The sequence below is a fragment of the Vannielia sp. SX4 genome, assembly GCF_052828525.1.
On sequence record NZ_CM128247.1, the window covers coordinates 3535380 to 3558523 of the forward strand.

Genomic DNA, 23144 nt, shown 5'->3' on the forward strand with positions numbered 1-23144 from the left:
TCCCCTGTTCTACATGGCCGTGACGCCTTGATAAGCAGAATTGATCAGGATACTGATTAAATCAAGAGGAGGTCACCGACGCCCCGCCAGACCCTGCCCGCAACGGGCAACAACGGGCCACCCGGTGACACCGAAACGCGACGCAGGAAAGGGACGCATATGACCATGGGCTACGAGACTGTGCTGAAGGGCGGCCGGGTGATCGACCCGGCAACAGGCCGCGACGGGCAGTTCGATATTGCGATCAAGGGCGGCAAGATCGCCGCCATCGAACCCACCATCACCCCCGACGGGGCAGAGGTGGTGGACCTCTCCGGCAAGATCATCATCGCCGGCATGATCGACACCCACGGCCACATCTACCAGCACGTCACCGGCAAGTTCGGCCTCAACCCCGATATGGTCGGCGTCCGCTCCGGCGTGACCACCATCATCGACCAGGGCGGCCCGAGCTGCATGACGCTGGGCGGCTTCAAGCACCTCATCGACCCGGCGGCCAAGACCAAGCTCTACTGCTTCATCTCCGCCTATCTCGTCGGCGGGTTGGAGGGGCACATGTATCCCGACCTCTACGGCCCCAACGGCGTGAACCCCGAGCACACCATCCGCGTCGCCAAGGAAAACCTCGACATCGTGCGCGGCGTGAAGGCCCATGCCGAAATCGGCGGCCAGTCGCGCTGGGGGATGGAGGTGATCAAGGTCGGCAAGCAGATCTCCCGCGAGCTGGGCCTGCCGCTCTACATCCACCTCGGCCAGCTCTGGCCCTCGCTTGAGGAAGGCCCCGTGCCCGACCCCGACGAGCTGATCCGCGAGCTGGTGCCGATCATGGAAGAGGGCGACATGCTGGCCCACCCCTTCACCCGCCACCCCGGCGGCTTCGTTTCGGAGGAGGGCGAGGTGCACCCCATCGTCTTCGAGGCGATCGACCGCGGCGTGCGCGTCGATGTCGGCCACGGCTCGCATTTCAGCTTCGAAGTGGCCAAGAAGGTGCTCGACACCGGCATCAGGCCCTTCACCCTCGGCGCCGACATGCACGGCTTCAACGTCACCGTCCCGCCCGAAGGGCTCGACAAGGGCCTGCGCGAATCCAACCCCTTCTTCGGCGCCGCCCCCTTCAACCTCACCGTGGCGATGACCGAGCTGATCACCCTCGGCATGACCCTCCCCGAGGTCATCGCAACCGTCACCCAGAACCCTGCCACCGTGCTCGGAAAATCCGACGAGCTGGGCTCGCTTCAGGTCTCGCGCGGGGCTGACATTTCGGTGCTCGAAATCGTCGACGGCAAGTTCAGGCTGTTCGACAATTCCGGCGTCGAGGTGGTGACAGACAAGCTCGTGCGCCCGGTGATGTGCTTCAAGGATGGCGAGCGCTTCGATTCCGACTCGCCGCTGATCCCGCCGCCCGTCTACGCCTGAGCCGGCGGCCCGCACGGCGCCTCAGGACAAATCCCAAACCTTCTTCTGGCCCTCCGGCGGATCGCGTCGGAGGGCCTCTGCGTCCACCTGCACCCAGCCTTCCCGCACCCGCGCCGGATAGAGCCGCAGGTCATCCACCCGCCACCCGGCAGAGACCTTTCCGCTCTCCAGATCGAACCGGGCAAAATGGCGCGGGCATTGCACCTCACATCCCTCGATCCGCCCGTCCTTCAGCGAGGCCTTGTCATGCGGGCAAAGGCTCTGAAAAACCCGCGGCGATGCGCCCACCAGCGCCACCCCCACCAAATGCCCCGCCACCCGCACCGTCACCACCCGCCCCTCAGGCAGGTCGCGCATCAGCGCCACGTTCTGATAGTCGGGCAAATCGTCAGACACCGCCGCCTCCGCTGGCCGCAACCTGCACCACGCAGGCAGATACTCAGCACCCTGATCACTTTCCCACAGATGATCAACCCCGCCCACCCCGGCGCCTCTTTTCGCGCCGATCAGGGTTCGATGGTCACTGGTAAGCGGCCGGAAACGTTACAGGCAGGCAAGCCCGTGCTTAAATTGAACCTGAGAGGCGACACAGCGGCGTCAGCACCCCGCATCGCCCGCCGCCCAATCTTTACCAATCGGCAACAGCGACAAAGAGAGCGATACACCCTCGTCACGCGATCCAGCGGTGCCAACATCCGTTGACCACCTTGACCTTGCCAGCGTCGCCTTCGGAAAGATCAATCGGTCGGTCCGCCATCTACCGGCCATATCTCCCGCGCTCACGAACCCCACAGCAGAGCGTCAGCCACCCGGCGGATGATCCCCGTGCAGCAGGCTCCCCGCCGCGTCGAACAACATCGGGCTCGGATCACCTAGGATTTCGATAGAGGGGTTGCTGCGCGCCTCGGGCAGCAGGGCCTCGGAAATCTGGATCTCCTCGAGATGCAGCGTGTTCGATAGCCTGACCATCCGCAGCTGGTCCAGATCGGGAACGTTGCAGGTCTTGACCGCGATCCGGGCGGCATCCCGGTCGGTTTCCATGATTACCGGAATGCGCGCGCCAGCCAGAACCGTCGAGGTGATGCAATTGGCATAGGTCGCCGGAAAATCGATCTTCTCGTAGAGTCGGCGCGTGCAGATGTCGGCAAGTCCGATCCCGGTGGCATTGCCGCCGCTGTTTTCGGTGAGGTCGAGAACGGCCATCTTTCCGACCTCCTGAGTGGTGGTCACATAGGGCGTAGAGGCGCGGCCAGTGATGTTGGGGTCCATCCCTGTGCCCGAATACTCCTTGCCCATCCGGTCGACGATGAGCACATCAATCGGTCGGAAGAGGATGCGCGGCATGTTAGCACGTGCCTCGGCCAGCAATTCGGGTTCTCGCTCGAGGATCCTGTCGCCCGCAACCGCTTCGATCCGCGAGATCCTGTCATAGGCGTTTTCCACCGTCGCGAGGCCAAACAGGATCGGCGTGTGTTCCAGCTTGAAACGGGCCATCTCCAGCACGTTCTCCGCCATCTTGCCAAACCCGAGCGCATGGCAACTTTCGGCGCCCTGCTGCTTGCCAAGCCCGATCGTCACCATCTTGGCGAGGCCGCTTTCTATGGTGCCGCTGAAACTGGTATGAGGTTTCACCCGGTTGATGACGATGATGCCATCAGCCTGCATGGCCTCCTTGTCCATCAGGATTGGCAGCCCGTTGGGCAGGCGCCCAAGCTCGACGATCTCCATCGAGGACCGGATCGGGCAGCCCGCGCTTTCCTCGGTCACGCCAAGCTTGCCGAGCAGCTTGATCTGGCCTTCGGGCGTTGCGCCGCCATGGCTCCCCATGGCCGGCACGATGTAGGGCCGGGCACCGAGCGCACGAAGGGCGTCGACAGTCGTTCTCACAAGCGTGGGCAGCTCGGCAAGGCCCCGGCTTCCAACGCCGACGGCAACCGACATGTCAGGGCGCACCAGAGCTGCGATCTCAGGCCGCGCGATCTCGGCACGCACCGCGCTGGCAATATCGGCCACGGCATTGTCGGCAAATACCTGTCTGACCGTCACCATGCGGGGCAGTTCGACATTTGCCAGAAATTCGTCAATGACACTCATCGCCTGTCTCCTGCCTCTTTCCCGGGAAGCCGCACGCGCATTCAATCAAACCGCGAGCGCCAGACGGAGATGTAATGATCCTTCGCGGGCGCAAGATGGTCTCTGCAGGCCACCACAAGCGCGTCACGGTCGCCCCGCCGGCATGCGTCTATCATCGACAGATGCTCACTCGCGGCCCATTCCAGCGAGGCAAGGTCATTCGTGAAGATCGAGCGATAGGCATGGCTCTTCTGCGCGAAGATCTCGATGGCTTCGATCAGCGCTGCATTTCCGCAATGCGCAAACAGCTCCCTATGAAACTCGATGTTGGCGTGAAAGACCGCGCGCTTGTCGCCTTCGGTGATCCCGATCGAGTGGCGCCCCTGGATCTCTTCGAGCTTCTTGACAGACTCCGCATCCATCGGAAGCGGAATGAGGCCGGCGGCCTGCGTTTCCAGCAGCACCCGCACCAAGTGGATGTCGTTGACCTCCTGCGGGGTATAAAGGCGCACGACGGCACCGCGATTGCGGATGCGATCCACAAGCCCCAGCCGCTCAAGCTCGATGATCGCCTGCCGGGCAAGGTAACGCTTGATGCCGAAGCGCTCGGCGATCTCATCCTCCACCAGCCGCTCGCGCGGGTGAAGGTGGCCAAAGACGATATCCTCTTCCAGCCGCCGCGTGATGTCGCGCGTCACTTCTTCGGCGCTGCCGCTCGTTTTCGGATCTTCTCTACCCGCCTTGGTCACTTCACATCTCACTTCTGGCTTCGTTCACGTCACCTGTCTGGAGCACTCTATCTCTGGATCGGCAAGAATCATCCATGTGTCTTACGCGAGTCAACCTCGCTTTCCGAGGCGCCCGCTGATCTGCGGCGGAGTCCACCGAGCCAGCTGAAGAGCGGCGTCGCCTGCAGAATGGACAGAAGGGCAATCCCCAGCAGCACGGCCGAAATCGGGCTCTGGAGGAAGATCATCCAGTTGCCCTGCCCGATCAGAAGGCTCTGCTCGAGGCTGGTATCAAGAACCGGCCCAAGGATCAGCCCGATGACCAGCGGCGGCGTCGGAATCTTGCACGCGTCGAGGACAAACCCGAAGAGCCCGAAGCCCAGCATCAGCCAGATCTCGAAGATTGAGTTGTTCAGCGCATAGGCACCGATGATCGACAAAACCACGATGACCGGTCCGACCACCCTGTTGGGGATCTTGGTGACCGAGACACAGGCACGGGTAAACAGCATGCCCACGGCAAAGAGCGCGACATTCGCAAACAGGACGGCCCAGAGGAGCGTGTAGGTCACGTCGCCATGGTCGGTCATCAGCGTCGGGCCGGGCAGGATGCCATGCACCATGAGCCCGCCCATGAGAACTGCCGTCGAGGACGAGCCCGGAATGCCCAGCGAGATCGTCGGAATCAGAGCCCCGCCCACGACAGAGTTGTTCGCCGCTTCGGGGGCCACGATGCCCGCCGGATGACCGGTGCCGAAGGCCGCCTTGTTGCGCGAGAACCGCTTGGCCTCGTTATAGGCAAACCACGAGGCCGTATCGCCGCCGGTTCCGGGGATCAGGCCGGTGGCCACGCCGATCCCGGCAGAGCGGATGCTGTTCGGCAGCATTTTCACGAACTCGATCGCCGTCGGCAGCATCCGGTCCCGCACATTCGAGATCCTGCTGCTGGTCTGGGTATCGCCGCCCATCATAAGGCGAATGGCCTGCGGGATGGAAAAGAGCCCGATCAGGGCAACGGTAAATTCGACCCCTCCGAACAGGTTCAGGTTTCCGAAGGTAAAGCGGGGCGTGCCTGTCGTCGGGTCCATGCCGATCATCGAGATCAGCAGGCCGAGCGCGCCGGACATCAGGCCAAGCACGGCAGAGCCTTGCGATAGCGACCCGATGATCGTGATCCCCAGCACCGCGATTGCAAAAATCTCGACCGGCCCGAAGTTGAGCACCAACCGGCCCAGCATTGGCGCCACCGTCAGCAACACGATTGACGAGACGATACCCCCGATCAGCGATGCCGTCAGCGAGTATCCAAGCGCCTTCCCGGCCTTGCCGGCCTGCGCCATCGGGTAGCCGTCGATCACCGTAGCCGCCGCGGCGGGGGTGCCCGGGGTGCGCAGCAGGATCGCCGCAATGGAGCCGCCATACATCGCGGACAGGTAAAGCGACGCCAGCATGGCGAGGCCCGTCGCCGGTTCGAAAGAAAAGGTCAGCGGCAGCAGCAGGGCGATGGCCATCGTCGCAGAGAGGCCCGGCATCGCGCCGACGAACATGCCGATCAGCGTGCCCATGACGATTGCCGCGATGTTGATGGGCTGGACCACGTTGGTCAGCCCGATCCAGAGGAAAGAGTCAGTCACGTCGGGTTCCCCTCATGCGCCGGGATAGAGCGGCAACGGAAGGCCAAGGAAATGGATGAAGACCGCCCAGATGACGCCTGTCACGAGCGCGGTGGTGATCAGGATGCGGCTCCAGCCGATGGGCCGCAGCGCGCCGAGCGACACCAGGAGGAAGACGGGCGTGGCGATGAGGTATCCCACCACGGTGATCGCCGCCGCATAGGCGATGCTCAGGCCCGCAAAGCACACCCCGATGGTGATGGCACGCGTGTCGATCGCGGGGATGAGCCGCAAGGCACCTTCTGCGCTCTGCCTCCTCCAGGCCATCAGCTGCCCGCCAATCGCCAGCAGCGCCAGCAGGATCACGGCCCAGCCAAGCAGGGTCGGAAGGCGCGCGGCGGCCCTTGGATAGTCTTGCGCCGTGTAACGGAAAAAAAGGGCCAGAGCGATCGCAGCCATGGCCACCAGAATGCGTCCCATCGGTTACTCCCAGAGGAAAGGCGGACAGTATCGGAAGGGCAAGTGGCGGCCCGAAGGCCGCCACCCTGTGCCGAAGTGGCTCAGTTCGACTGAACGTCGTCCTTCACTTCGTTCCAGACCTCGGTGAAGGTCTTCTCCTGAGCTTGCAGGAAGGCGGTGTAGTCATCGCCACCGATGAAATCGATGTTCATCGCCTGGGCCGCTGCGGCCGCCTGAAACTCGGGGTTCTCGGTCACGCGGCGAAGCCCCTCGACCAGCTGAGTGCGGGCCTCCTCGGGGAAGCCGGCCGGCGCGCTGTAGCCACGCGAAGACCCTGCCACAACATCGTAACCCAGTTCCTTCGCGGTCGGCACGTCAGGCAGCTCGGCCAGGCGCTCCTCCGCAAAGACGACCAGCGCGCGCAGATTGCCCGCCTCGACCTGCGGGAAGGTGATGCCGACGTTGTTGAAGCTGGCGTCGATCTGCCCGCCCATCGCGGCAGTCCACGAAGGTCCATCACCCTGGAACGGCACCTTCTGGAATTTCACACCGGCGGTGCGCTCGAAGGCGACCGTGGTGAAGAAATCGTCGCCGCCGATGCCGGAGTTGCCGACAGTGACAGCGCCGGGGTTGGCCTCAGCCGCTTCCATGAGGTCGGCGAAGGTCTGATAAGGGCTGTCCGCGGCCACAACCGCAATGCCCGGGTCCGTCACGATGTTCGCAAGCGGCGTGAGTTCCGAGATGTTGTAGGTGATCGTATCGTTCATGATGTAGTTGGTCATCAGCATCGGCGTATTCGTGATGCTGATGGTCTCGCCGTCGGGCTTCACCTGCTTGGCCAGCCGGGTCCAGGCGATCGCGCCGGTCGCGCCCGGCATGTACTGGTTCACGAAGCTCACGCCGAGCTCTTCGGCAAGGAAGGGCTGAACGAGCTGCGCCAAGGCGTCAGATCCGCCCCCGGCCTTGAAGCCCATCAGCACCGTCACTTCGCTCGCCGCGTCATAGCCCTGGGCCACCGCAACGGCTGGCGCGGAAGCCCCGATCGCAAGAGCGATAGCTGCTGTCGAAAGTAGTTTTCTCATAAGAAGTCCTCCCATTTTTTAATTCCCGTCGCGACGTTAGAAATCGCTGACCATTCTGTCAAACAAATTATTGACAATCTGCTTGAAGGTTGGTGAGTAGGCTATGCAGAACAGTACGTTCCGCATGAATTAAGTGATGGAGGATGGCCGCATGAGCACGAAAGACGACACGCCCAAGGGTATGCGCAAAGGGCTCACCAGCTATGGTGATGCCGGGTTTTCGCTGTTTCTGCGCAAGGCCTTCATCAAGGGGATGGGCTATAGCGACGCCGCGCTCGACCGCCCGATCATCGGCATCATCGACACCGGCAGTGATTACAACGCCTGCCACGGCAACATGGCCGATCTGGTAGAGGCGGCAAAGCGGGGCGTGATGCTGGCCGGCGGGCTGCCGATTCCCTTCCCGACGATCTCGATCCACGAATCGTTCTCGCACCCGACCAGCATGTACCTGCGCAACCTGATGGCCATCGACACCGAAGAAATGATCCGCGCCCAGCCGATGGACGCCGTGGTCATGATCGGCGGCTGCGACAAGACGGTTCCGGCCCAGCTGATGGGGGCCGCTTCGGCCAACCTTCCTGCAATCCAGCTTGTCACCGGCCCGATGCGGACCGGCAGCCATCGCGGCGAGAAGGTCGGGGCGTGCACCGACTGCCGCCGCTTCTGGGGCCGCTACCGCGCCGGTGAGATTGACAACCAGGAGATCACCGAGGTCAACGACCAGCTTGTGCCGGGCACCGGCACCTGTGGTGTCATGGGCACCGCATCGACGATGGCACTCGTCACCGAAGCGCTGGGAATGATGGCCCCGGGCGGGGCCTGTGCCCCCGCCGTCTCTGCGGACCGTCGCCGCATCGCCGAAAGGTCGGGCGAGCTCGCCGTGCAGATGGCCGCCGCCGGACTCACGCCCGACAAGATCATGACCGAGGCCGCCTTCGAGAACGCATTGGCCGTTCTTCTGGCCGTCGGCGGCTCCACCAACGCCATCATCCACCTGACGGCGGTTGCCGGGCGCATGGGCATCAAGATCGACCTCGACAAGTTCGATGCCCTCGGCCGCAAGATCCCGGTTCTGGTCGATCTGAAGCCGTCCGGCACGCAATACATGGAAGACCTGCACGCTGCTGGCGGCCTCGTCACCGTGCTGCGCGAGTTGCGCGAACACCTCAATCTCGATTGCCTGACAGTAACTGGCCGCACCCTTGGCGAAGAGATTGACGACGCGCCCGCCGGCTTCGCGCAGAACGTCGTATCCAACAGAGAGGCCCCCCTCTTTGCCGAAGGTGGCATGGCCGTTCTGCGGGGCAACCTCGCCCCGCGCGGCGCGATCATCAAGCAATCCGCCGCCAACCCCGACCTGATGGTTCATCGTGGCCGCGCTGTCGTCTTCAATTCCATCGAAGACCTGACCCGGCGGGTGGATCTGCCCGAGCTCGATGTCACCAAAGACGACATTCTGGTTCTTCAGAACGCCGGCCCCAAGGGCGCGCCAGGCATGCCCGAAGCTGGTTACATGCCGATTCCGCGCAAACTGGCGGAACAAGGGGTGAAAGACATGGTCCGCATCTCGGATGCGCGCATGAGCGGCACGGCCAGCGGCACCATCATTCTGCATGTCACGCCCGAAGCCGCCAGCGGCGGGCCCTTGGCGCTGGTCCGTGACGGTGACGAGATCGAGTTGAACGTGCCGGATCGCGCGATCACCCTGCATGTCAGTGAAGATGTTCTGGCTGAACGGCGCGCCGAACTGTCGGTTCCGGTGCACCCGAACTCGGATCGCGGTTACAGAAAGCTGTTTCTCGAAACGGTCACCGAAGCCGACTTTGGCTGCGATTTCGACTTCCTCGTGCCCGCGCAGCAAGCCACCGGGCAGGCAGACGGCTGACCATGCGGCTGCCTCCCGAAACCCTCCGGCGGTTCGCGGCAGAAAAGCTCGGCGAAGCCGGTCTGTGTTCGAACCATGCCGGGATCGTCGCGGACACACTCGTCGAGGGCGATCTGCTCGGGCACGTCACGCACGGGCTCGCCCTGCTCCCCCGCTATCTCGACGAGTTGCGCAGTGGCGGCATGGCTCATGAGGGCGCCGCCGATGTCACCAGCCCGGTTGGCTCTGTTGTGGAGCGCTGGGATGGCAACTGGCTCCCCGGCCCGGTGCTGGTCCGCGCGGCCCTCACCGTCGCCTCGGCCAAGGCACGCCAACACGGCGTTGGGGCAATTGCCATCGCGAGAAGTCACCACATCGCCTGCCTCGCCGCTTACTTGGAGGCAGTCACCAAGCAGGGCCTCGCTGTCATCATCGCCTCCTCCTCTCCGTCAAACCGCGATGTTGCGCCCTTCGGAGCCACCGGTGGCGTCTACTCCCCCAACCCGATTGCCGCGGGCTGGCCGACGGAGGGCGCACCCGTGATGCTGGATGTCTCGATGTCGATCACGACAAGCGGAATGGTCGCCGCAATGGCGGCACAGGGCGGCCGCCTTCCGGGCGGATGGCTGGTCGATACGGAGGGCCGGGCCACCGACGATCCGACAACCCGCGCGGCGGGCAGCGGCGCCCTGTTGCCGCTCGGCGGGCTTGACCACGGGCACAAGGGCTTCGCGCTGGGCCTGCTGGTCGAAATGCTGACAACCGGCCTCTCCGGCCACGGACGGCTCGAGGCCACCGACCGCTGGGGGGCGTCCGTCTTCGTTATGGTCCTCGACCCTGCGCATTTCGGCGGGCGAGAGGCCTTTTGCGCACAGGCTTCGTGGATTGCAGAGGCCTGCCGCGGAGCATCCGTCGCAAGCGGCGCGCCGCCTGTGCGGCTGCCCGGACAGCGCGCGCTGGAACGGCGAGCGGAGAACATAGCCAACGGCCTGGCCCTGGCACCCGACCTTCTGGCGGTGCTGCAGAAGCTGGGCCTGCAAAGCGAAACAAGGGTAGCACAATGAGCGAAACACTGGAAAAACTGCATCGAGGCCCGGCCATCCGCCTGCACCCCGACGACAATGTCGTGGTCGCCTACCGCGAGATCGCGCCCAAGACCGAGATCCCGGGGGAAGGCGTCACCACGAACACCCCGGTCCCGGCAGGCTACAAGATCGCAACCCGAGCAATCGCCAAGGGTGAGCCGATCCGCAAATACAACGTCACCATCGGGTTCGCGGCAAAGGACGTGCGGCCCGGCTCCATGCTGCACAGCCACAACATCGAGTTCCGCGAGTTTGATCGCGATCCCCGCCATGCCAGCGAGTATCAGCCGGTGGTGCCGGTGCCCGAGGAGGATCGGGCGGTGTTTCAGGGTATCATTCGGCCCGATGGCCGCGTGGCCACCCGCAACTACGTCGGCATCCTGTCGTCGGTAAACTGCTCGGCCACGGTCGTCCGCAAGATCGCCGCGCACTTCACACCCGAAGTTCTGGCCGACTATCCCAATATCGACGGTGTCGTGGCGTTCCCCCACGGCCTTGGCTGCGGCATGGAAATGTCGGGCGAACCGATGGATCTGCTGCGCCGCACCATCGGCGGCTACGCCACCCATGCCAACCTTGCAGGCGCCATCCTGATTGGGCTGGGCTGCGAGAGAAACCAGATCCCTGCGCTGATGCAGCACAACGGCCTCTCGCAGGGCCCGCGCCTGCTGAATCTCGTCATGCAGGAGACGGGCGGCACCCGCAAAACCATCGAGGCCGGCATCGCCGCGGTCACGGAAATGCTGCCCGAGGCAAATGATGTCGCGCGTCAGCCCGTCCCGGCCAGCCACCTGAAGGTCGGCCTGCAATGCGGCGGGTCTGATGGCTTCTCGTCCATCACCGCCAACCCCGCCCTAGGCCACGCCGTGTCGATCCTCGCCCGCCACGGGGGCACCGGCATCCTGTCGGAAACGCCCGAAATCTACGGCGTCGAGCACACCCTGACCCGGCGGGCCCGTTCGGTCGAGGTCGGTCAAAAGCTGATGGACCGCATCCGGTGGTGGAAGGACGAATACTCCCCCGGCCGAGACGTGCAGATCAACGGCGTGGTCAGCCCGGGCAACCAGATGGGCGGTCTGGCAAACATCTTCGAAAAGTCGCTCGGCTCTTCCATGAAGGGCGGCACCGGCCCCTTGATGGAGGTCTACAAATACGCCGAGCGCGTGGAGGCCAGCGGCCTCGTCTTCATGGATACGCCCGGCTTCGATCCGGTTTCCGCAACCGGCCAGATCGCAGGCGGCGCCAACCTGATCTGTTTCACCACCGGGCGTGGCTCCATGTTCGGCGCCAAGCCTGTGCCCTCCATCAAGATCGCGACCAACACGCCAATGTATAATCGCCTGACGGAAGACATGGACCTGAACGCCGGCGTCATCCTCGATGGCGAGGCGACACTGGAGGAGACCGGCGAAATGATCTTTGCCAAGATGCTCGAAACGGCATCTGGCGTTCCGACCAAGAGCGAGGAACTGGGCCTGGGTGACAATGAATTTGTCCCATGGAGCATCGGCATCATGAGCTGAGGCTGCTACAAACGGATCGGACCTTGGCCGTGCGCCAGCCAAGTGGGAGCGGAGGAAACCAGATGCCAGCATCATACCCCTGCCGGGGCAAGGCGGGTGAGCGCCGCTCAAGGAGCCATGCCCGCTGGAGTCGGCTTGCGTGAGCCGCCATGTCCACATTGATGCCATCGGCGGCCTGTCAGGTGACATGTTCGCTGCAGCGATGCTGTCGGCCTTTCCCGAGGCCCGGGATACCCTGATTGCCGATCTGCAGGACGCCGGGCTTTCAGTGCATGTTACGCCGCGCATCGACAGCATTCGCAAGGCAGGGTTCGCGGCCACGCAGGTCGTGTTCGATATCTCCTCCGATGCACCGCCCACCCACCACTGGCGAGACATTCGCGCGCGCCTTGAAGGGTCGGGGCTCAAACCCTCGGTCAAGACCACCGCAATCGGCATCTTCACCGGCCTTGCCGAGGCAGAGGCCGCCAGCCACGGCGTTCCGGTAGAGACCGTCCATTTCCACGAAATCGCGGATTGGGACTCTCTGGCGGATATTGTCGCCGCGGCCTCGCTGATCGAGAGCGCGGAAGCCGGGAGCTGGTCCTGCTCCACCTTGCCGCTCGGGCGCGGACGGGTCGATACCCAGCATGGGCTGATCCCCGTGCCCGCCCCCGCAACCGCCCATCTGCTGGCCGGGTTCTGCTTTGTCGATGACGGCGTCGAAGGGGAGCGGATCACCCCTACAGGCGCGGCGATCCTGCGTTTCCTCGCGCCAACGCAAAACGGCCCGCCCCCCGGCATGAGGCTGTCGGGCTCCGGCATCGGCGCTGGCCAGCGCGATCTGAAAGGCATCCCGAACGTCTGCCGACTCCTGCAGTTCGAGCCTGCCGCTGGCGAGGTCGACATGGTCGGCCAGATCTCCTTCGAGATCGATGACATGACCCCGGAAGAACTCTCCGTCGCGCTGGATCACATCCGCGCCGGAGAGGGCGTCATGGATGCGGGATACACCGTCGGATACGGCAAGAAGTCGAGGATCCGCTACAATGTCACCGTCCTTGCGAAGGCGTCGCGGGTCGATGAGGTCGCCCAGCTTTGCCTTGTCGAAACCAGCACCATCGGCCTGCGGATCGAAACGGTGCGCCGGCGCGTCCTGAAGCGCGAGGCCGGACAGGCCGGCGCTTTGCGCACCAAGACGGTCGCGCGACCCGGAGCCTCGACCACCAAGGTCGAGAGCGATGATCTGGCTGCGATCCCCACCCTCGCCGCCCGCCGCAAGGCCGCAACCGAGGCGACCGATGGTTGATGCCGAAATACGCCTCGCGCAGGTCTTGGCCCGCTATCCCGATCTCACCATTGCCGTGAGCGGTGGGGTGGACAGCCTGACATTGGCAACATTCGCAGGCAGGATTGCGCCCGTTACCGTCGCACACGCCGTGTCGCCCGCCGTCCCGGCAGAGGCCACCCAGCGCGTCAGGGCTCTTGCGCAGTCCGAGGGGTGGACACTCCGCGTTCTCAACGCCGGCGAGTTCAACGACCCCGCCTATCTCAGCAACCCGCTCAACCGCTGCTATTTTTGCAAGGCCAACCTCTACGCGCGTATCAGGGAGGTCGTGACGGGCACCATCGCGGCGGGCACGAACACCGATGATCTGGGCGAGTATCGGCCCGGTCTGCAGGCCGCTTCCCAGCACGGGGTGGTTCACCCCTATGTCGAAGCCGATGTTTCAAAGGCGGATCTGCGCGCCTTGGCCGCGCGGCTCGGCCTTGGCGAGATCGCGGCGCTCCCGGCCCAGCCCTGCCTTGCCAGCCGGGTCGAAACCGGCATCCCGATACGCGCCGAAGACCTCGCTTTCATCCATCGGGTGGAACAGGCGGTCAGGCAGATGAGCGGGCTCGAAGATGTGCGCTGCCGCCTGACCGGGGCAGGCGTTCGGCTTGAGACAAGCGGCGCGCTGCCAGAGGCCTCCGCCGCACACGTGGCCGAGCTCTGCCGCACGGCAGGCCGTGCCTTCGTCGGCGTTGCCCCTTACCGGCGCGGCAGCGCCTTCGTCGCGCAGGGTTCGCAATGACGGGGTCTCACACGGTCATGGATTGGGAGCGCGGAGTCCGAACCGGCGTCCCCGAGGTCGTCTTCGCCCAGTCCAAGACCGAGGCGCAGCTCCGCGATATCGTCGCGGCCCACCAGTCGCGCGATCTTCCCTTGCTGCTCACCCGCCTGACCGATGCGCATCTCGCCGCACTTTCGGACCTGCCCGTGGCGTTCGATGCCCTCGCCCGCACCGGCGTTCTGAACGCACCCGAAATGCCTGCTCGCGCCCCCCGGCTGGGTATCGTCAGCGCTGGCACCTCCGATCTGCCCGTCGCGCTCGAGGCCTTTCACACCGCCCGCTTCCTTGGCCTCGATGCGGAGCTGTTCCCCGATCTTGGCGTCGCCGGACTGTGGCGGCTTCAGGACCGGCTCGAGGAGATCGCCGCCTTTCCCCTGCTGATCGCGGTAGCCGGAATGGAGGGCGCCTTGTTCTCGGTTCTCGCCGGTCTGGTGCGCGCGCCTGTCATCGCAGTGCCAACATCGGTCGGCTACGGGGTGTCTGAAGGCGGCAAGGCCGCGCTCTCCTCCGCGCTGGCAAGCTGCGCACCCGGCATTGTCACCGTGAACATCGACAACGGCTTTGGCGCGGCGGCCGCTGCCCGCAAGTTCCTCACCCTGTCCGATCCGCAAGCAACGGGCTGAACGGGGCCTCGGCCACAAGGGCTCAAGCCAGCATTTGCTCTTTCAGAACCGTCCCGGCAACCTGATCGAGCACCTCGGCCAGATGGGTGCGCGGCGCATTGCGCTGGTACAGCAGCCCGATCCCCCGCGACGGTATTGCCGTCGGCAAGGGCAGCACCCGCACCCGGCTTCCCTCCGGCCTCGGCCCGGCCCAGTCAGGCACCACCGACACACCCAGCCCCCGCCCGACGAGCACCGCAATCGCATCCAGCGCGTCGAGTTCAAACCGGATGTCTGCCGCGATCCCGGTATTCTCGATCCACTGTGCCGCCAGCCTGCCGCCCCATTGCTCACGGTCGTAAAGTATCAGCGGTGACGCCGCGAGAATGTCGAACACACTCGTGCGCAGCTCGTCCGCCGGCACCATCAAAACAAAGGTTTCCCGGCGCCAGAGCGAGAACTCCAGCATCTTCGGCAGGTCAAACTCCGGCGCCACGATCGCCGCCGCGTCGATCCCGCCCTCCGTCGCCATGGTGAAAAGCTCCGCCGATGTCCCCGGCACGAGATGCAGCCGCAGGTGCGGATAGAGCTTGGTGCTGGCCTCCAAAATCGAGGGCAGCAGCCCGGTCAGGGCCGTGGCGATGGCGCCGATCCGCAACTCCCCCGCAATCTCCGATCCAAGCGCCGCGGTTCGCAGGTTTCGCAGATCGGCAAGGAAGCCCGGCAACTGCTGCAACACGGCATGCCCGGCCGCCGTCGGGCGCACCACACGGCCCGCGCGCGCCACCAAGGCCTTGCCGAACTCCTCCTCAAGTGCCCGCAACCTGAGCGCCACGGCGTTCGCCGTCAGGCCCAGTTCGCGCGCCGCCGCCGCCATGGAGCCCTTATCGGCCACAATCTTGAACGTGATCAGGTTGTCTGTATCCAAACCCAAGTTTCCCTTCGTTTTGAACTCAGGTTTACCCTGTTTTTCCTTCGTTGAAAATTGCCTAGCTACGGTCCTGTTCAATTACGGGAGAGCAAGATGGATCTGGGTCTGAAGGGGCGCGTGGCGCTCGTGCTTGGTGGTGGCGGCGGCCTTGGCAGCGGCATTGCCAAAAGCCTCGCCGCAGAAGGCGCCTCGGTCGCCGTGGCCGATATCGACAAGGCAACAGCCGAAGCGACGGTGTCCGAGATCACCGGCGCGGGCGGCAAGGCCACCGCGATGGCCTGGGATTTGTCAGACCTCGGCGCGGTCGACGCCAATGTCACGGCGGTTGAAAGCGCGCTGGGTCCGGTCGACATTCTGGTGGCGATCACGGGCGGCCCGCCCCCGGGCACCGCAAGCGGCCAGTCCACCGAGACATGGCGCAAGTTCTTCGATTCGATGATCGTTTCGGTCATGTCCATCTCCGACCGCGTGCTTCCCGGCATGCGCAGCCGTGGCTGGGGCCGCATCATCACTTCCACCTCCTCCGGCGTGGTCGCGCCCATCCCCAACCTCGGCATCTCGAATGCCCTGCGTCTCACGCTGGTCGGCTGGTCCAAGACGGTGGCGGCCGAAGTCGGCAAGGATGGGGTCACCTGCAACGTGGTGATGCCCGGCCGTATCGCGACCGGTCGCATCACCTTCCTCGATGAGAAGAAGGCCGAGCGCGAGGGCCGGAGCGTCGAAGACGTGCGCGCCGACAGCCTCGCCATGATCCCGATGGGCCGCTACGGCGACCCCGCAGAATACGCCGACATGGTGACCTTCCTCGCATCGGATCGGGCCGGCTACATCACCGGCTCCCAGATCCGCATCGACGGCGGCTACATCCCCAGCATCTGACAGCAAAAAGGCAACCCGACATGACGGATACCAAAGTCACGCCTCTCGACGCCGCGGCCATCGAGGTTCTCAAGACGATCACCACCGCCACGCTCACCACGATCCTGCTGAAGAAGGGTCTGCGCAATGTCTGGATCCGGGGCGGCATGCCGCTGCGCCCGGGCCAGGAAAGGGTCGTCGGCCCCGCGTTCACCTTCCGCTTCGTGCCCGCCCGCGAAGACCTCGCAACCCCCGCCAGCTGGGGCAGCCCGATCTCGACCCGTGCCGCCATCGAGGCGATGCCCGAAGGCGCCTTCGCCGTGATCGACGCGATGGGTGTGGCCGACGCAGGTGTCTTCGGCGATATCCTCTGCGCCCGCATGGTCAAGCGCGGCGCGGTCGGGCTCGTAACCGATGGCGTCGTGCGCGATGTCGACGGCGTGCTTGGCACCAACCTGCCGGTCTGGTCGCGCGGGGCGGCGGCACCCCCCTCGGTGGCCGGCCTCACCTTCGTCGGCTGGGAAGAAACCATCGGCTGCGGCGGCGTCTGCGTCATTCCGGGCGACACCATCGTGGCCGACAAGGACGGCGCGGTCGTGATCCCGGCGGCCTACCTCGGCGAGATTCTCGAAGAAGCCCCCGAGCAGGAGCGCCTCGAAGGCTGGATCGTGAACGAGGTCGAGAACGGCGAGAAACTGCCCGGTCTCTACCCGATGAACGAAGCCACCCGCGCCCGCTACGACGCCTGGAGGAAAGACGCGTGATCTCGGCCAGCACCAAGGGCGTCTTCGCAATCGCGCCCACACCGTTCGATGATGAAGGCGCGCTCGATGTGCCCTCTCTGGCCCGGATGACCGAGTGGTTTCTCGACCGCAAGGTCGATGGCATCACGATCCTCGGCATCATGGGCGAAGCACAAAAGCTCCGCCCCGAGGAGAGCGTCACCGTGGTCAAGGAGGTCATCGCCGCGGCGCGCGGCCTGCCGATCGTGGTGGGCGTGTCCGCGCCCGGCCTCGCCGCCATGCAGGATCTCGCCGCAAAGTCGATGGATCTGGGGGCCGCGGGCGTCATGATGACGCCGCCGGGCAGCATGCGGACCGATGATCAGATCACCGGGTGGTTTTCCGGGGCTGCCGGAGCCATCGGGCCAGACACGCCTTGGGTGCTGCAAGACCACCCCACGGCCACCGGGGTCGTGATGTCCTCCTCCGTCATCCGGCGCGTCGTGGAGCAGCATGAAAACTGCGTCATGCTCAAGCATGAAGACTGGCCCGGGCTCGAGAAGATCACCGCCATTCGCAGGTGGCAGAGCGAGGGCGCGATGCGCCCGCTGTCGATCCTGTGCGGAAATGGCGCCCTGTTCCTCGACATGGAGATGGGGCGCGGCGCCGACGGCGCCATGACCGGCTACGCCTTCCCCGAAATGCTGCGCCGTGTCGTCGATCTCTCCGCGACTGACCCGGATGCTGCGGCCGACATCTTCGATGCCCATCTGCCGCTGCTCCGCTACGAGCACCAGCCGGGCATCGGCCTCAGCGTCCGCAAGCACATCCTCGCACGTCGCGGCGCCATCGCGAGCGCAGCCCTGCGAAAGCCCGGCCCGGCCCTGAGCAAAGAGGCCAAGGCCGAGATCGATCGATTGCTCGCGCGCCTGGCCGTGAAAGACCCCGCCTCGCTCCCACCGGCGTGAAGCGCCACAAGGCTGAATCCCCGATCAGGTCAGCGTCGGCACCATCACTGATGAGCCAGCATCAGTGATGCGCTGGCCGATCTCGGAGAAGCCGTTGGTACCCGCGACCGGACTCGAACCGGTACGGCATAAAGCCAAGGGATTTTAAGTCCCCAGTGTCTACCATTCCACCACGCGGGCACGAGGAGGCGTAACGGCGCGACCATACCCGCCCCTGCGGCGAGGGCAAACCCGAAGGGCGGGCGGCCCGGGTGGAGTTGCTGAAAATAAACTTTGCTCAGCGCGGTAGGTTAACCTCCGGCGATCATGTCATCTGACATGCGCATGGGATGTGCATGGGATGTGCATCAGTTGTGCATCAATAAAATATGGGGTTAACGCCAATCCGGCCCTAGGCGGGCGCAGGGTTAACGGATTGGGGCAGATCGCGGCGGCGACTCAGATGTCTTGGTTTTCCAACATCGGCATCAGCCCGCGTTCCGGCAGCCACGGGTTGAGGTCCAGCGCCTCTTCCAGCGCCGTCTTGGCCTCGCCGTTGCGGCCCAGCCCCATCAGGGTCAGGGCCTTGCCTGCGATGGCGGCAAAATGGTCGGGGGCGCGGGTGATGGCGGCATCGAGGTCGGTCAGGGCGGGGGCATAATCCTGCTGCATGAACCGGATGAAGGCGCGTTGGTTGTAGCCTTCGGCGTAGCTCGGGCAGTAGTCCACCAGCGCGTCGAAGGCCTTGATTGCGCCTTCAAAATCATAGGCTTCGCGGCGGTCCAGCCCTTCGTCGAGCAGCTCCTGCGCGCGGGCGTCCGGGGCGGTCGACCAGATCTCCCACATCTCGTTGGTGTGGGCGCGGGCTTCCCGCTCGCTGCCCGCGTCGCGGACCGATTGCAGCACCGCCTCGCGCTTGTCCGGCTCGACGAGCACCTCCATGTCGCAGCGCTCCGCGGCGAGCGGGGTGGCGGCCATCAGGGCGGGGATCAACCATTTGCTAACCATGAGCCAGCCTCGCCCCTGTGGCCCGGTTGCGTCAACGCCTCACACGAAAACATGATTAACGCCGCGGCGCCGGGCCGCCGCCGCTTGACCCGCCCGCGCCCTGCGGGCACTCATCCCCCATGTTCCCGATCCGAGACCACAACCCCTCCCGCAAAACCCCCTGGGTCACCCTCACCCTGATCGGGGTGAACGTGGCCGTTTTCGTGCTGCTGACCCTGCCGCTGAATGACCGCCAACTCATTGCGCTCTATACCGAATATGGCGTCACCCCGGCCCGGGTGGAGGCGCTGGATTACATCACCGCCATGTTCCTCCACGGTGGGGTGATGCACCTTCTGGGCAACATGCTCTTCCTGTGGATCTACGGCGACAACCTCGAAGAAGAGATGGGCCCCCTCCCCTTCCTCGCCTTCTACCTCGCCACCGGCGTCGTCGCGACTTGGCTCCACGTGGTCTTCTCCCCCGGCAGCACCGTTCCGCTGGTGGGCGCCTCGGGGGCCATCGCCGGGGTGATGGGCGGCTACCTGCTGCTCTATCCCAAGGCCAAGATCGACGTGCTCTTCATCATTGTTATCATTCCCAAAATCTGGCCGATCCCGGCATGGATCGTGCTGGCGATCTGGTTTGCCCTGCAGCTGGTGAACGGCACCATGACCGTCGGCTCCGGCGCGGGCGTGGCCTATTGGGCCCACATCGGCGGCTTCGTCGCGGGCCTCATCGGCACCCTGCCGTGGTTCCTCAAGGAAGGCGCCGCCCGCTGGTGGCAAAAGACCGACGGCCACCCGCCCCACCCCGATGCCGAATACGGCCGCCTCTCCTCCACCTCCATCCCTACCGTCCGGAGACGCAAATGACCGAAACGCCGCGCAAGGCCACCTGCCACTGCGGCGCAGTGGAGCTGGAAGTCACCCTCGTGCCCGCCGGTCTCGGCACGATCCGCCGCTGCGACTGTTCCTTCTGCCGTCGCCGCGGCGCCGCGCCGGTCTCGGCCCGGCTCGCCGACCTGAAGGTGGTGAAGGGCGCCGAGAACCTCACGCTCTACACCTGGGGCACGCACACTGCGCAGCACTGGTTCTGCGCCACCTGCGGCATCTACACCCACCACCAGCGCCGCTCGAACACTGAGCAATACGGCGTGAACTCGGGCTGCCTCGAAGGCGTCAACCCGCGCGATCTGGAGCCGGTCCCTTGGTCTGACGGCGTGAACCACCCCAGCGACCGCGCCTGAGGCGGCCGTTCGGCATGGATATTTGCAGCAAGAAAATGCAGCGGGACGGTGGCCAGCATCACCGCGCTCCTCAAAAGGGAACAGTTTGAATCAAATGCGCGCCGCCATTGGCCGCGCGCATCTGCATTCATTCACTTATGCAAGGGGAGCCCCGCTCCCGGTCCGGCTCGCCCTCAGGCGCCACGCACCTGCTTGGCGAACTTGTTGAAGATGGTCGGGTTCGCGGCAATCAGCGCGCCGCCTTCCAGCACCCTCTGGCCCTCGTCCATCGGCTCCACGAATCCGCCCGCCTCGCGCACGATCAGCTCGCCCGCGGCGATGTCCCATGCGTTCAGCCCGCGCTCCCAGTAGCCGTCGAGCCGACCGGCGGCCACGTAGGCCAGGTCCAGAGCGGCGGCGCCCCAGCGGCGCACGCCGGCGCAGGTGGGCAGCAGCCGGGCACAGGCCTTCAGGGTTTCGGGCAGCTCGGGGCGGCCGCCGAAGGGCAGACCAGTGGCGAAAATGCATTCGATCATCCGCTCGCGGCCCGACACCCGCAGCCGGGTCTCGTTCATCCATGCGCCCGCGCCCTTCTCGGCCCAGAAGCACTCGTCCTTGGCCGGGTCGTAGACCACGCCCGCCACGACCTCGCCCTTGTGCTCCAGCGCAATCGATACCGCCCAGTGCGGCAGCCCGTGCAGAAAGTTGGTGGTGCCGTCGAGCGGGTCGACGATCCAGCGGCGGGTCGGGTCTTCGCCGTCCTCGCCGCCGCCCTCTTCGCCGAGCCAGCCGTAGGTCGGTCGTGCGCCCATCAAGTCTTCCTTGACGATCTCCTCGGCCCGCATGTCGGCCCGCGACACAAAGTCCCCCGGCCCTTTGGACGAGACCTGCAGGTTCTCCACCTCGCGGAAGTCCTTCACCAGCGAGCGGCCTGCCTTGCGGGCGGCCTTGATCATGGTGTTGAGGTTTGCGCTGCCTTGCATCACTCGGCTCCTTTGGCGTTCAAGCCCGCGCGTATAGGCCGGAATCGCGCCGCTGCCAAGCGCTAGCCCGCGCGTTGCAGCTTCAAGGGCTCGGTGCGGGCGAGGCGGAGGAAATGGGCCATGTAGGGCTTGGTCGCCTCCTCGTCGCGCGTGGCGGCATAGAGCCGGCGGGTCAGCCCGTTCTCTGTAAGCGGGCGGGTGATGTAATCGTCGGTCTTCACCGTCGCGCGGAGCACCCAGTCGGGCAGCACGCTCACGCCGCGACCCGAGGCCACCAGCAGCAGGATCACCGCCGTCAGCTCGCTCTGTCGCACCTGCCGCGGCTGCACTTTGGCCGGGGTCAGAAATTGCGAGAACACATCGAGCCGGGCCTGATCCACCGGGTAGGTGATGAGCACCTCGTCGCGCAGGTCTTCCGGCTCGATGAAGGGCTTGGCGGCCAGCGGGTGGGAGGCGGCGGCGACGAAGGTGGGCTGATAGTCGAACAGCGGCGCAAAGCTGATGCCGGGCAGGTCTTCGGGGTCGGACGAGACCACCAGATCCACCTCCTCGCGGTTCAGCGCGGGCAACGCGTCGAACGCAAGGCCGGGGCGGATATCCACATCCACATCCGGCCAAGCCCGGCGGAACTGTTCCAGCACCGGAAACAGCCACTCGAAGCAGGCGTGGCACTCGATGGCGATATGCAGCCGCCCGGTCTTGCCTGATTTCAGCGCCTTGAAATCCGCCTCCAGCGCCTCGATCTCCGGCAGCACCTTCTCGGCCAGCTTCAGCAGCCTGTGTCCGGCGGCAGAGAGCTTCAGCGGTTTCGACCGGCGGACAAACAGCTCCACCCCCGTCTGCTCCTCCAGCCCCTTGATCTGATGGGACAGCGCAGACTGGGTGATGTTCAGCATATCCGCCGCCCGCGCCAGCCCGCCCGCCTGGTGGATCGCCCGGACGCTGCGCAGATGCCGAAACTCTATATGCATGTGAAACTCATGATCGTGTTGAGAGTTATGAGCTTGTTTCACATCCGTGCAAATGCGACAACCAAAACCGACCAGATACCCATGAGAGCCGACATGCCCGCCGTTCCTTCCGTTTCTTTCGAGTTCTTCCCGCCGCAAAATCTTGAGGCCTCGTTTCGCCTCTGGGATACGGTGCAGGTGCTCGCCCCGCTGAATCCCTCCTTCGTTTCCGTGACTTACGGCGCAGGCGGCACCACCCGTGAGCTGACCCGCGAGGCGGTGGCCACGCTGCACAAGTCCTCCGGGCTCAACGTGGCGGCCCACCTGACCTGCGTGGATGCGACCCGCGAGGAGACGCTGGGAATCGCCCGCGGCTTCCATGAGGCCGGTGTGCGCGAGATCGTCGCCCTGCGCGGCGACCCGCCCAAGGGCTCGTCCGGGTTCGAGCCGCACGCGGAGGGTTTTGCCAACTCCTGCGAGCTGATCACCGCGCTCAAGGACACCGGCGACTTCAAGATCCGCGTGGGCGCCTACCCCGATCCGCACCCGGAGGCCAAGGGCGACGGGGCCGATGTGGAGTGGCTCAAGCGCAAGTTCGAGGCCGGGGCCGACGAGGCGATCACCCAGTTCTTCTTCGAGGCCGAAACCTTCCTGCGCTTCCGCGACGCCTGCGTGAAGGCGGGCATCGACAAGCCGGTGATCCCCGGCGTGCTGCCGATCGAGAACTTCCGCAACACCGCCCGCTTCGCCGCCCGCTGCGGCGCCAAGGTGCCGGCCTGGCTCGAGGAGGCCTTCGCCGCCGCCGAGCGCGACGACCGCGAGGAGCTTCTGGCCACCGCGCTCGCCACCGAGCTTTGCACCGAGCTGCTCGACGAGGGCGTGGAGCACCTGCACTTCTACACGCTCAACCGCCCCGGCCTCACCCGCGACGTGTGCCGCGCGCTCGGCGTTCAGCCGGTGCAGACGCTCGAAAACGTGGCCTGATCCGTAAGGCGGG

General features: G+C 65.3%; 23 protein-coding genes and 1 tRNA gene. 13 read left to right on the forward strand and 11 right to left on the reverse strand.

The window, feature by feature from the left end; translation table 11 throughout:
• Positions 1–165 precede the first annotated feature (165 nt).
• Positions 166–1416, forward strand: coding sequence for an amidohydrolase/deacetylase family metallohydrolase (locus ACUXVX_RS17435; RefSeq protein ID WP_446309305.1), 1251 nt, complete (start codon positions 166–168; stop codon positions 1414–1416).
• A 21-nt stretch (positions 1417–1437) separates the two neighbouring features.
• On the opposite strand, the gene ACUXVX_RS17440 is transcribed toward ACUXVX_RS17435, so the two are convergent.
• From ACUXVX_RS17440 to ACUXVX_RS17465, 6 genes are all read right to left on the reverse strand, one after another.
• Positions 1438–1812 carry a Rieske (2Fe-2S) protein gene (locus ACUXVX_RS17440; RefSeq protein ID WP_446309306.1) on the reverse strand — a complete coding sequence of 125 codons (375 nt, stop codon included), beginning with the start codon at positions 1810–1812 and terminating at the stop codon, positions 1438–1440.
• 405 nt (positions 1813–2217) lie between these two features.
• A complete protein-coding gene (locus ACUXVX_RS17445) occupies positions 2218–3510 on the reverse strand; it encodes a lactate racemase domain-containing protein (protein WP_446309307.1) in 1293 nt (430 codons plus the stop codon).
• Positions 3511–3551: 41 nt separating this feature from the next.
• A complete protein-coding gene (locus ACUXVX_RS17450) occupies positions 3552–4187 on the reverse strand; it encodes a GntR family transcriptional regulator (RefSeq protein WP_222494684.1) in 636 nt (211 codons plus the stop codon).
• Between the two features lie 119 nt (positions 4188–4306).
• Entirely contained in the window at positions 4307–5851 is a 1545-nt protein-coding gene (locus tag ACUXVX_RS17455) for a tripartite tricarboxylate transporter permease (protein ID WP_446309308.1), read from the reverse strand.
• A gap of 12 nt (positions 5852–5863) precedes the next feature.
• Positions 5864–6310: a tripartite tricarboxylate transporter TctB family protein gene (locus tag ACUXVX_RS17460; RefSeq protein WP_222494688.1), complete on the reverse strand. Its 447-nt coding sequence runs from the start codon at positions 6308–6310 to the stop codon at positions 5864–5866.
• Positions 6311–6390: 80 nt separating this feature from the next.
• On the reverse strand, positions 6391–7371 hold the full coding sequence (locus tag ACUXVX_RS17465; protein WP_222468365.1) for a Bug family tripartite tricarboxylate transporter substrate binding protein: 981 nt from the start codon (positions 7369–7371) through the stop codon (positions 6391–6393).
• A gap of 151 nt (positions 7372–7522) precedes the next feature.
• On the opposite strand from ACUXVX_RS17465, the gene ACUXVX_RS17470 reads away from it, so the two are divergent.
• The 6 genes from ACUXVX_RS17470 (at position 7523) to larB (ending at position 14562) form a co-directional block, all read left to right on the forward strand.
• The gene (locus ACUXVX_RS17470; protein WP_446309309.1) at positions 7523–9259 is read left to right on the forward strand and encodes an IlvD/Edd family dehydratase; all 1737 of its coding nucleotides are present in this window, start codon (positions 7523–7525) and stop codon (positions 9257–9259) included.
• Positions 9260–9261: 2 nt separating this feature from the next.
• Positions 9262–10302 carry an Ldh family oxidoreductase gene (locus tag ACUXVX_RS17475; RefSeq protein ID WP_446309310.1) on the forward strand — a complete coding sequence of 347 codons (1041 nt, stop codon included), beginning with the start codon at positions 9262–9264 and terminating at the stop codon, positions 10300–10302.
• Positions 10299–11846 (forward strand): UxaA family hydrolase, encoded by a 1548-nt coding sequence (locus ACUXVX_RS17480; protein ID WP_446309311.1) that lies wholly within the window; start codon positions 10299–10301, stop codon positions 11844–11846. The genes ACUXVX_RS17475 and ACUXVX_RS17480 overlap by 4 nt, the downstream gene beginning before the upstream one ends.
• Before the next feature lie 139 nt (positions 11847–11985).
• Positions 11986–13134, forward strand: coding sequence for a LarC family nickel insertion protein (locus ACUXVX_RS17485; protein WP_446309312.1), 1149 nt, complete (start codon positions 11986–11988; stop codon positions 13132–13134).
• Positions 13127–13900: an adenine nucleotide alpha hydrolase gene (locus ACUXVX_RS17490; protein ID WP_446309313.1), complete on the forward strand. Its 774-nt coding sequence runs from the start codon at positions 13127–13129 to the stop codon at positions 13898–13900. Before ACUXVX_RS17485 ends, ACUXVX_RS17490 begins: the two co-directional genes overlap by 8 nt.
• Positions 13897–14562, forward strand: a complete 666-nt coding sequence (gene larB / locus ACUXVX_RS17495; RefSeq protein WP_446309314.1) for a nickel pincer cofactor biosynthesis protein LarB — start codon at positions 13897–13899, stop codon at positions 14560–14562. The genes ACUXVX_RS17490 and larB overlap by 4 nt, the downstream gene beginning before the upstream one ends.
• A 22-nt stretch (positions 14563–14584) precedes the next feature.
• Here the strand turns inward: larB and ACUXVX_RS17500 are convergent, their stop codons facing one another.
• Positions 14585–15550 carry a LysR family transcriptional regulator gene (locus ACUXVX_RS17500; protein ID WP_446309315.1) on the reverse strand — a complete coding sequence of 322 codons (966 nt, stop codon included), beginning with the start codon at positions 15548–15550 and terminating at the stop codon, positions 14585–14587.
• Between the two features lie 15 nt (positions 15551–15565).
• On the opposite strand from ACUXVX_RS17500, the gene ACUXVX_RS17505 reads away from it, so the two are divergent.
• From ACUXVX_RS17505 to ACUXVX_RS17515, 3 genes are read left to right on the forward strand one after another with little or no spacing between them, the layout of a single operon-like run.
• On the forward strand, positions 15566–16351 hold the full coding sequence (locus ACUXVX_RS17505; protein ID WP_446309316.1) for an SDR family oxidoreductase: 786 nt from the start codon (positions 15566–15568) through the stop codon (positions 16349–16351).
• A gap of 20 nt (positions 16352–16371) precedes the next feature.
• Positions 16372–17094, forward strand: a complete 723-nt coding sequence (locus ACUXVX_RS17510) for a ribonuclease activity regulator RraA (protein ID WP_222468356.1) — start codon at positions 16372–16374, stop codon at positions 17092–17094.
• Positions 17091–18020: a dihydrodipicolinate synthase family protein gene (locus tag ACUXVX_RS17515; RefSeq protein ID WP_446309317.1), complete on the forward strand. Its 930-nt coding sequence runs from the start codon at positions 17091–17093 to the stop codon at positions 18018–18020. The genes ACUXVX_RS17510 and ACUXVX_RS17515 overlap by 4 nt, the downstream gene beginning before the upstream one ends.
• Positions 18021–18115: 95 nt before the next feature.
• On the opposite strand, the gene ACUXVX_RS17520 is transcribed toward ACUXVX_RS17515, so the two are convergent.
• A tRNA-Leu gene (locus ACUXVX_RS17520) sits at positions 18116–18200 on the reverse strand.
• Between the two features lie 258 nt (positions 18201–18458).
• Positions 18459–19007 carry a tetratricopeptide repeat protein gene (locus ACUXVX_RS17525; RefSeq protein ID WP_222468355.1) on the reverse strand — a complete coding sequence of 183 codons (549 nt, stop codon included), beginning with the start codon at positions 19005–19007 and terminating at the stop codon, positions 18459–18461.
• A 119-nt stretch (positions 19008–19126) separates the two neighbouring features.
• Between ACUXVX_RS17525 and ACUXVX_RS17530 the strand changes: the two genes are divergently transcribed.
• On the forward strand, positions 19127–19861 hold the full coding sequence (locus ACUXVX_RS17530) for a rhomboid family intramembrane serine protease (protein ID WP_446309318.1): 735 nt from the start codon (positions 19127–19129) through the stop codon (positions 19859–19861).
• A complete protein-coding gene (locus tag ACUXVX_RS17535; RefSeq protein ID WP_446309319.1) occupies positions 19858–20235 on the forward strand; it encodes a GFA family protein in 378 nt (125 codons plus the stop codon). Before ACUXVX_RS17530 ends, ACUXVX_RS17535 begins: the two co-directional genes overlap by 4 nt.
• 173 nt (positions 20236–20408) lie before the next feature.
• On the opposite strand, the gene ACUXVX_RS17540 is transcribed toward ACUXVX_RS17535, so the two are convergent.
• Entirely contained in the window at positions 20409–21197 is a 789-nt protein-coding gene (locus ACUXVX_RS17540) for an inositol monophosphatase family protein (RefSeq protein ID WP_222468352.1), read from the reverse strand.
• A 62-nt stretch (positions 21198–21259) separates the two neighbouring features.
• Complete coding sequence (locus ACUXVX_RS17545) at positions 21260–22168, reverse strand: LysR family transcriptional regulator (protein WP_446309320.1); 909 nt, start codon at positions 22166–22168, stop codon at positions 21260–21262.
• An 81-nt stretch (positions 22169–22249) separates the two neighbouring features.
• Here ACUXVX_RS17545 and metF point away from each other — a divergent pair, with 81 nt between their 5' ends.
• Positions 22250–23131, forward strand: a complete 882-nt coding sequence (metF, locus tag ACUXVX_RS17550) for a methylenetetrahydrofolate reductase [NAD(P)H] (RefSeq protein ID WP_261385116.1) — start codon at positions 22250–22252, stop codon at positions 23129–23131.
• Positions 23132–23144: the final 13 nt, after the last annotated feature.

Bases quoted from the DNA above. Each gene is read 5' to 3' on its own strand.
- ACUXVX_RS17465 (WP_222468365.1), bottom strand. From the start codon at position 7,371: ATGAGAAAACTACTTTCGACAGCAGCTATCGCTCTTGCGATCGGGGCT.
- ACUXVX_RS17545 (WP_446309320.1), bottom strand. From the start codon at position 22,168: ATGCATATAGAGTTTCGGCATCTGCGCAGCGTCCGGGCGATCCACCAG.
- ACUXVX_RS17445 (WP_446309307.1), bottom strand. From the start codon at position 3,510: ATGAGTGTCATTGACGAATTTCTGGCAAATGTCGAACTGCCCCGCATG.
- larB (WP_446309314.1), top strand. From the start codon at position 13,897: ATGACGGGGTCTCACACGGTCATGGATTGGGAGCGCGGAGTCCGAACC.
- ACUXVX_RS17525 (WP_222468355.1), bottom strand. From the start codon at position 19,007: ATGGTTAGCAAATGGTTGATCCCCGCCCTGATGGCCGCCACCCCGCTC.
- ACUXVX_RS17480 (WP_446309311.1), top strand. From the start codon at position 10,299: ATGAGCGAAACACTGGAAAAACTGCATCGAGGCCCGGCCATCCGCCTG.
- metF (WP_261385116.1), top strand. From the start codon at position 22,250: ATGAGAGCCGACATGCCCGCCGTTCCTTCCGTTTCTTTCGAGTTCTTC.
- ACUXVX_RS17540 (WP_222468352.1), bottom strand. From the start codon at position 21,197: ATGCAAGGCAGCGCAAACCTCAACACCATGATCAAGGCCGCCCGCAAG.
- ACUXVX_RS17490 (WP_446309313.1), top strand. From the start codon at position 13,127: ATGGTTGATGCCGAAATACGCCTCGCGCAGGTCTTGGCCCGCTATCCC.
- ACUXVX_RS17530 (WP_446309318.1), top strand. From the start codon at position 19,127: ATGTTCCCGATCCGAGACCACAACCCCTCCCGCAAAACCCCCTGGGTC.
- ACUXVX_RS17505 (WP_446309316.1), top strand. From the start codon at position 15,566: ATGGATCTGGGTCTGAAGGGGCGCGTGGCGCTCGTGCTTGGTGGTGGC.
- ACUXVX_RS17435 (WP_446309305.1), top strand. From the start codon at position 166: ATGGGCTACGAGACTGTGCTGAAGGGCGGCCGGGTGATCGACCCGGCA.
- ACUXVX_RS17470 (WP_446309309.1), top strand. From the start codon at position 7,523: ATGAGCACGAAAGACGACACGCCCAAGGGTATGCGCAAAGGGCTCACC.
- ACUXVX_RS17510 (WP_222468356.1), top strand. From the start codon at position 16,372: ATGACGGATACCAAAGTCACGCCTCTCGACGCCGCGGCCATCGAGGTT.
- ACUXVX_RS17460 (WP_222494688.1), bottom strand. From the start codon at position 6,310: ATGGGACGCATTCTGGTGGCCATGGCTGCGATCGCTCTGGCCCTTTTT.
- ACUXVX_RS17475 (WP_446309310.1), top strand. From the start codon at position 9,262: ATGCGGCTGCCTCCCGAAACCCTCCGGCGGTTCGCGGCAGAAAAGCTC.
- ACUXVX_RS17535 (WP_446309319.1), top strand. From the start codon at position 19,858: ATGACCGAAACGCCGCGCAAGGCCACCTGCCACTGCGGCGCAGTGGAG.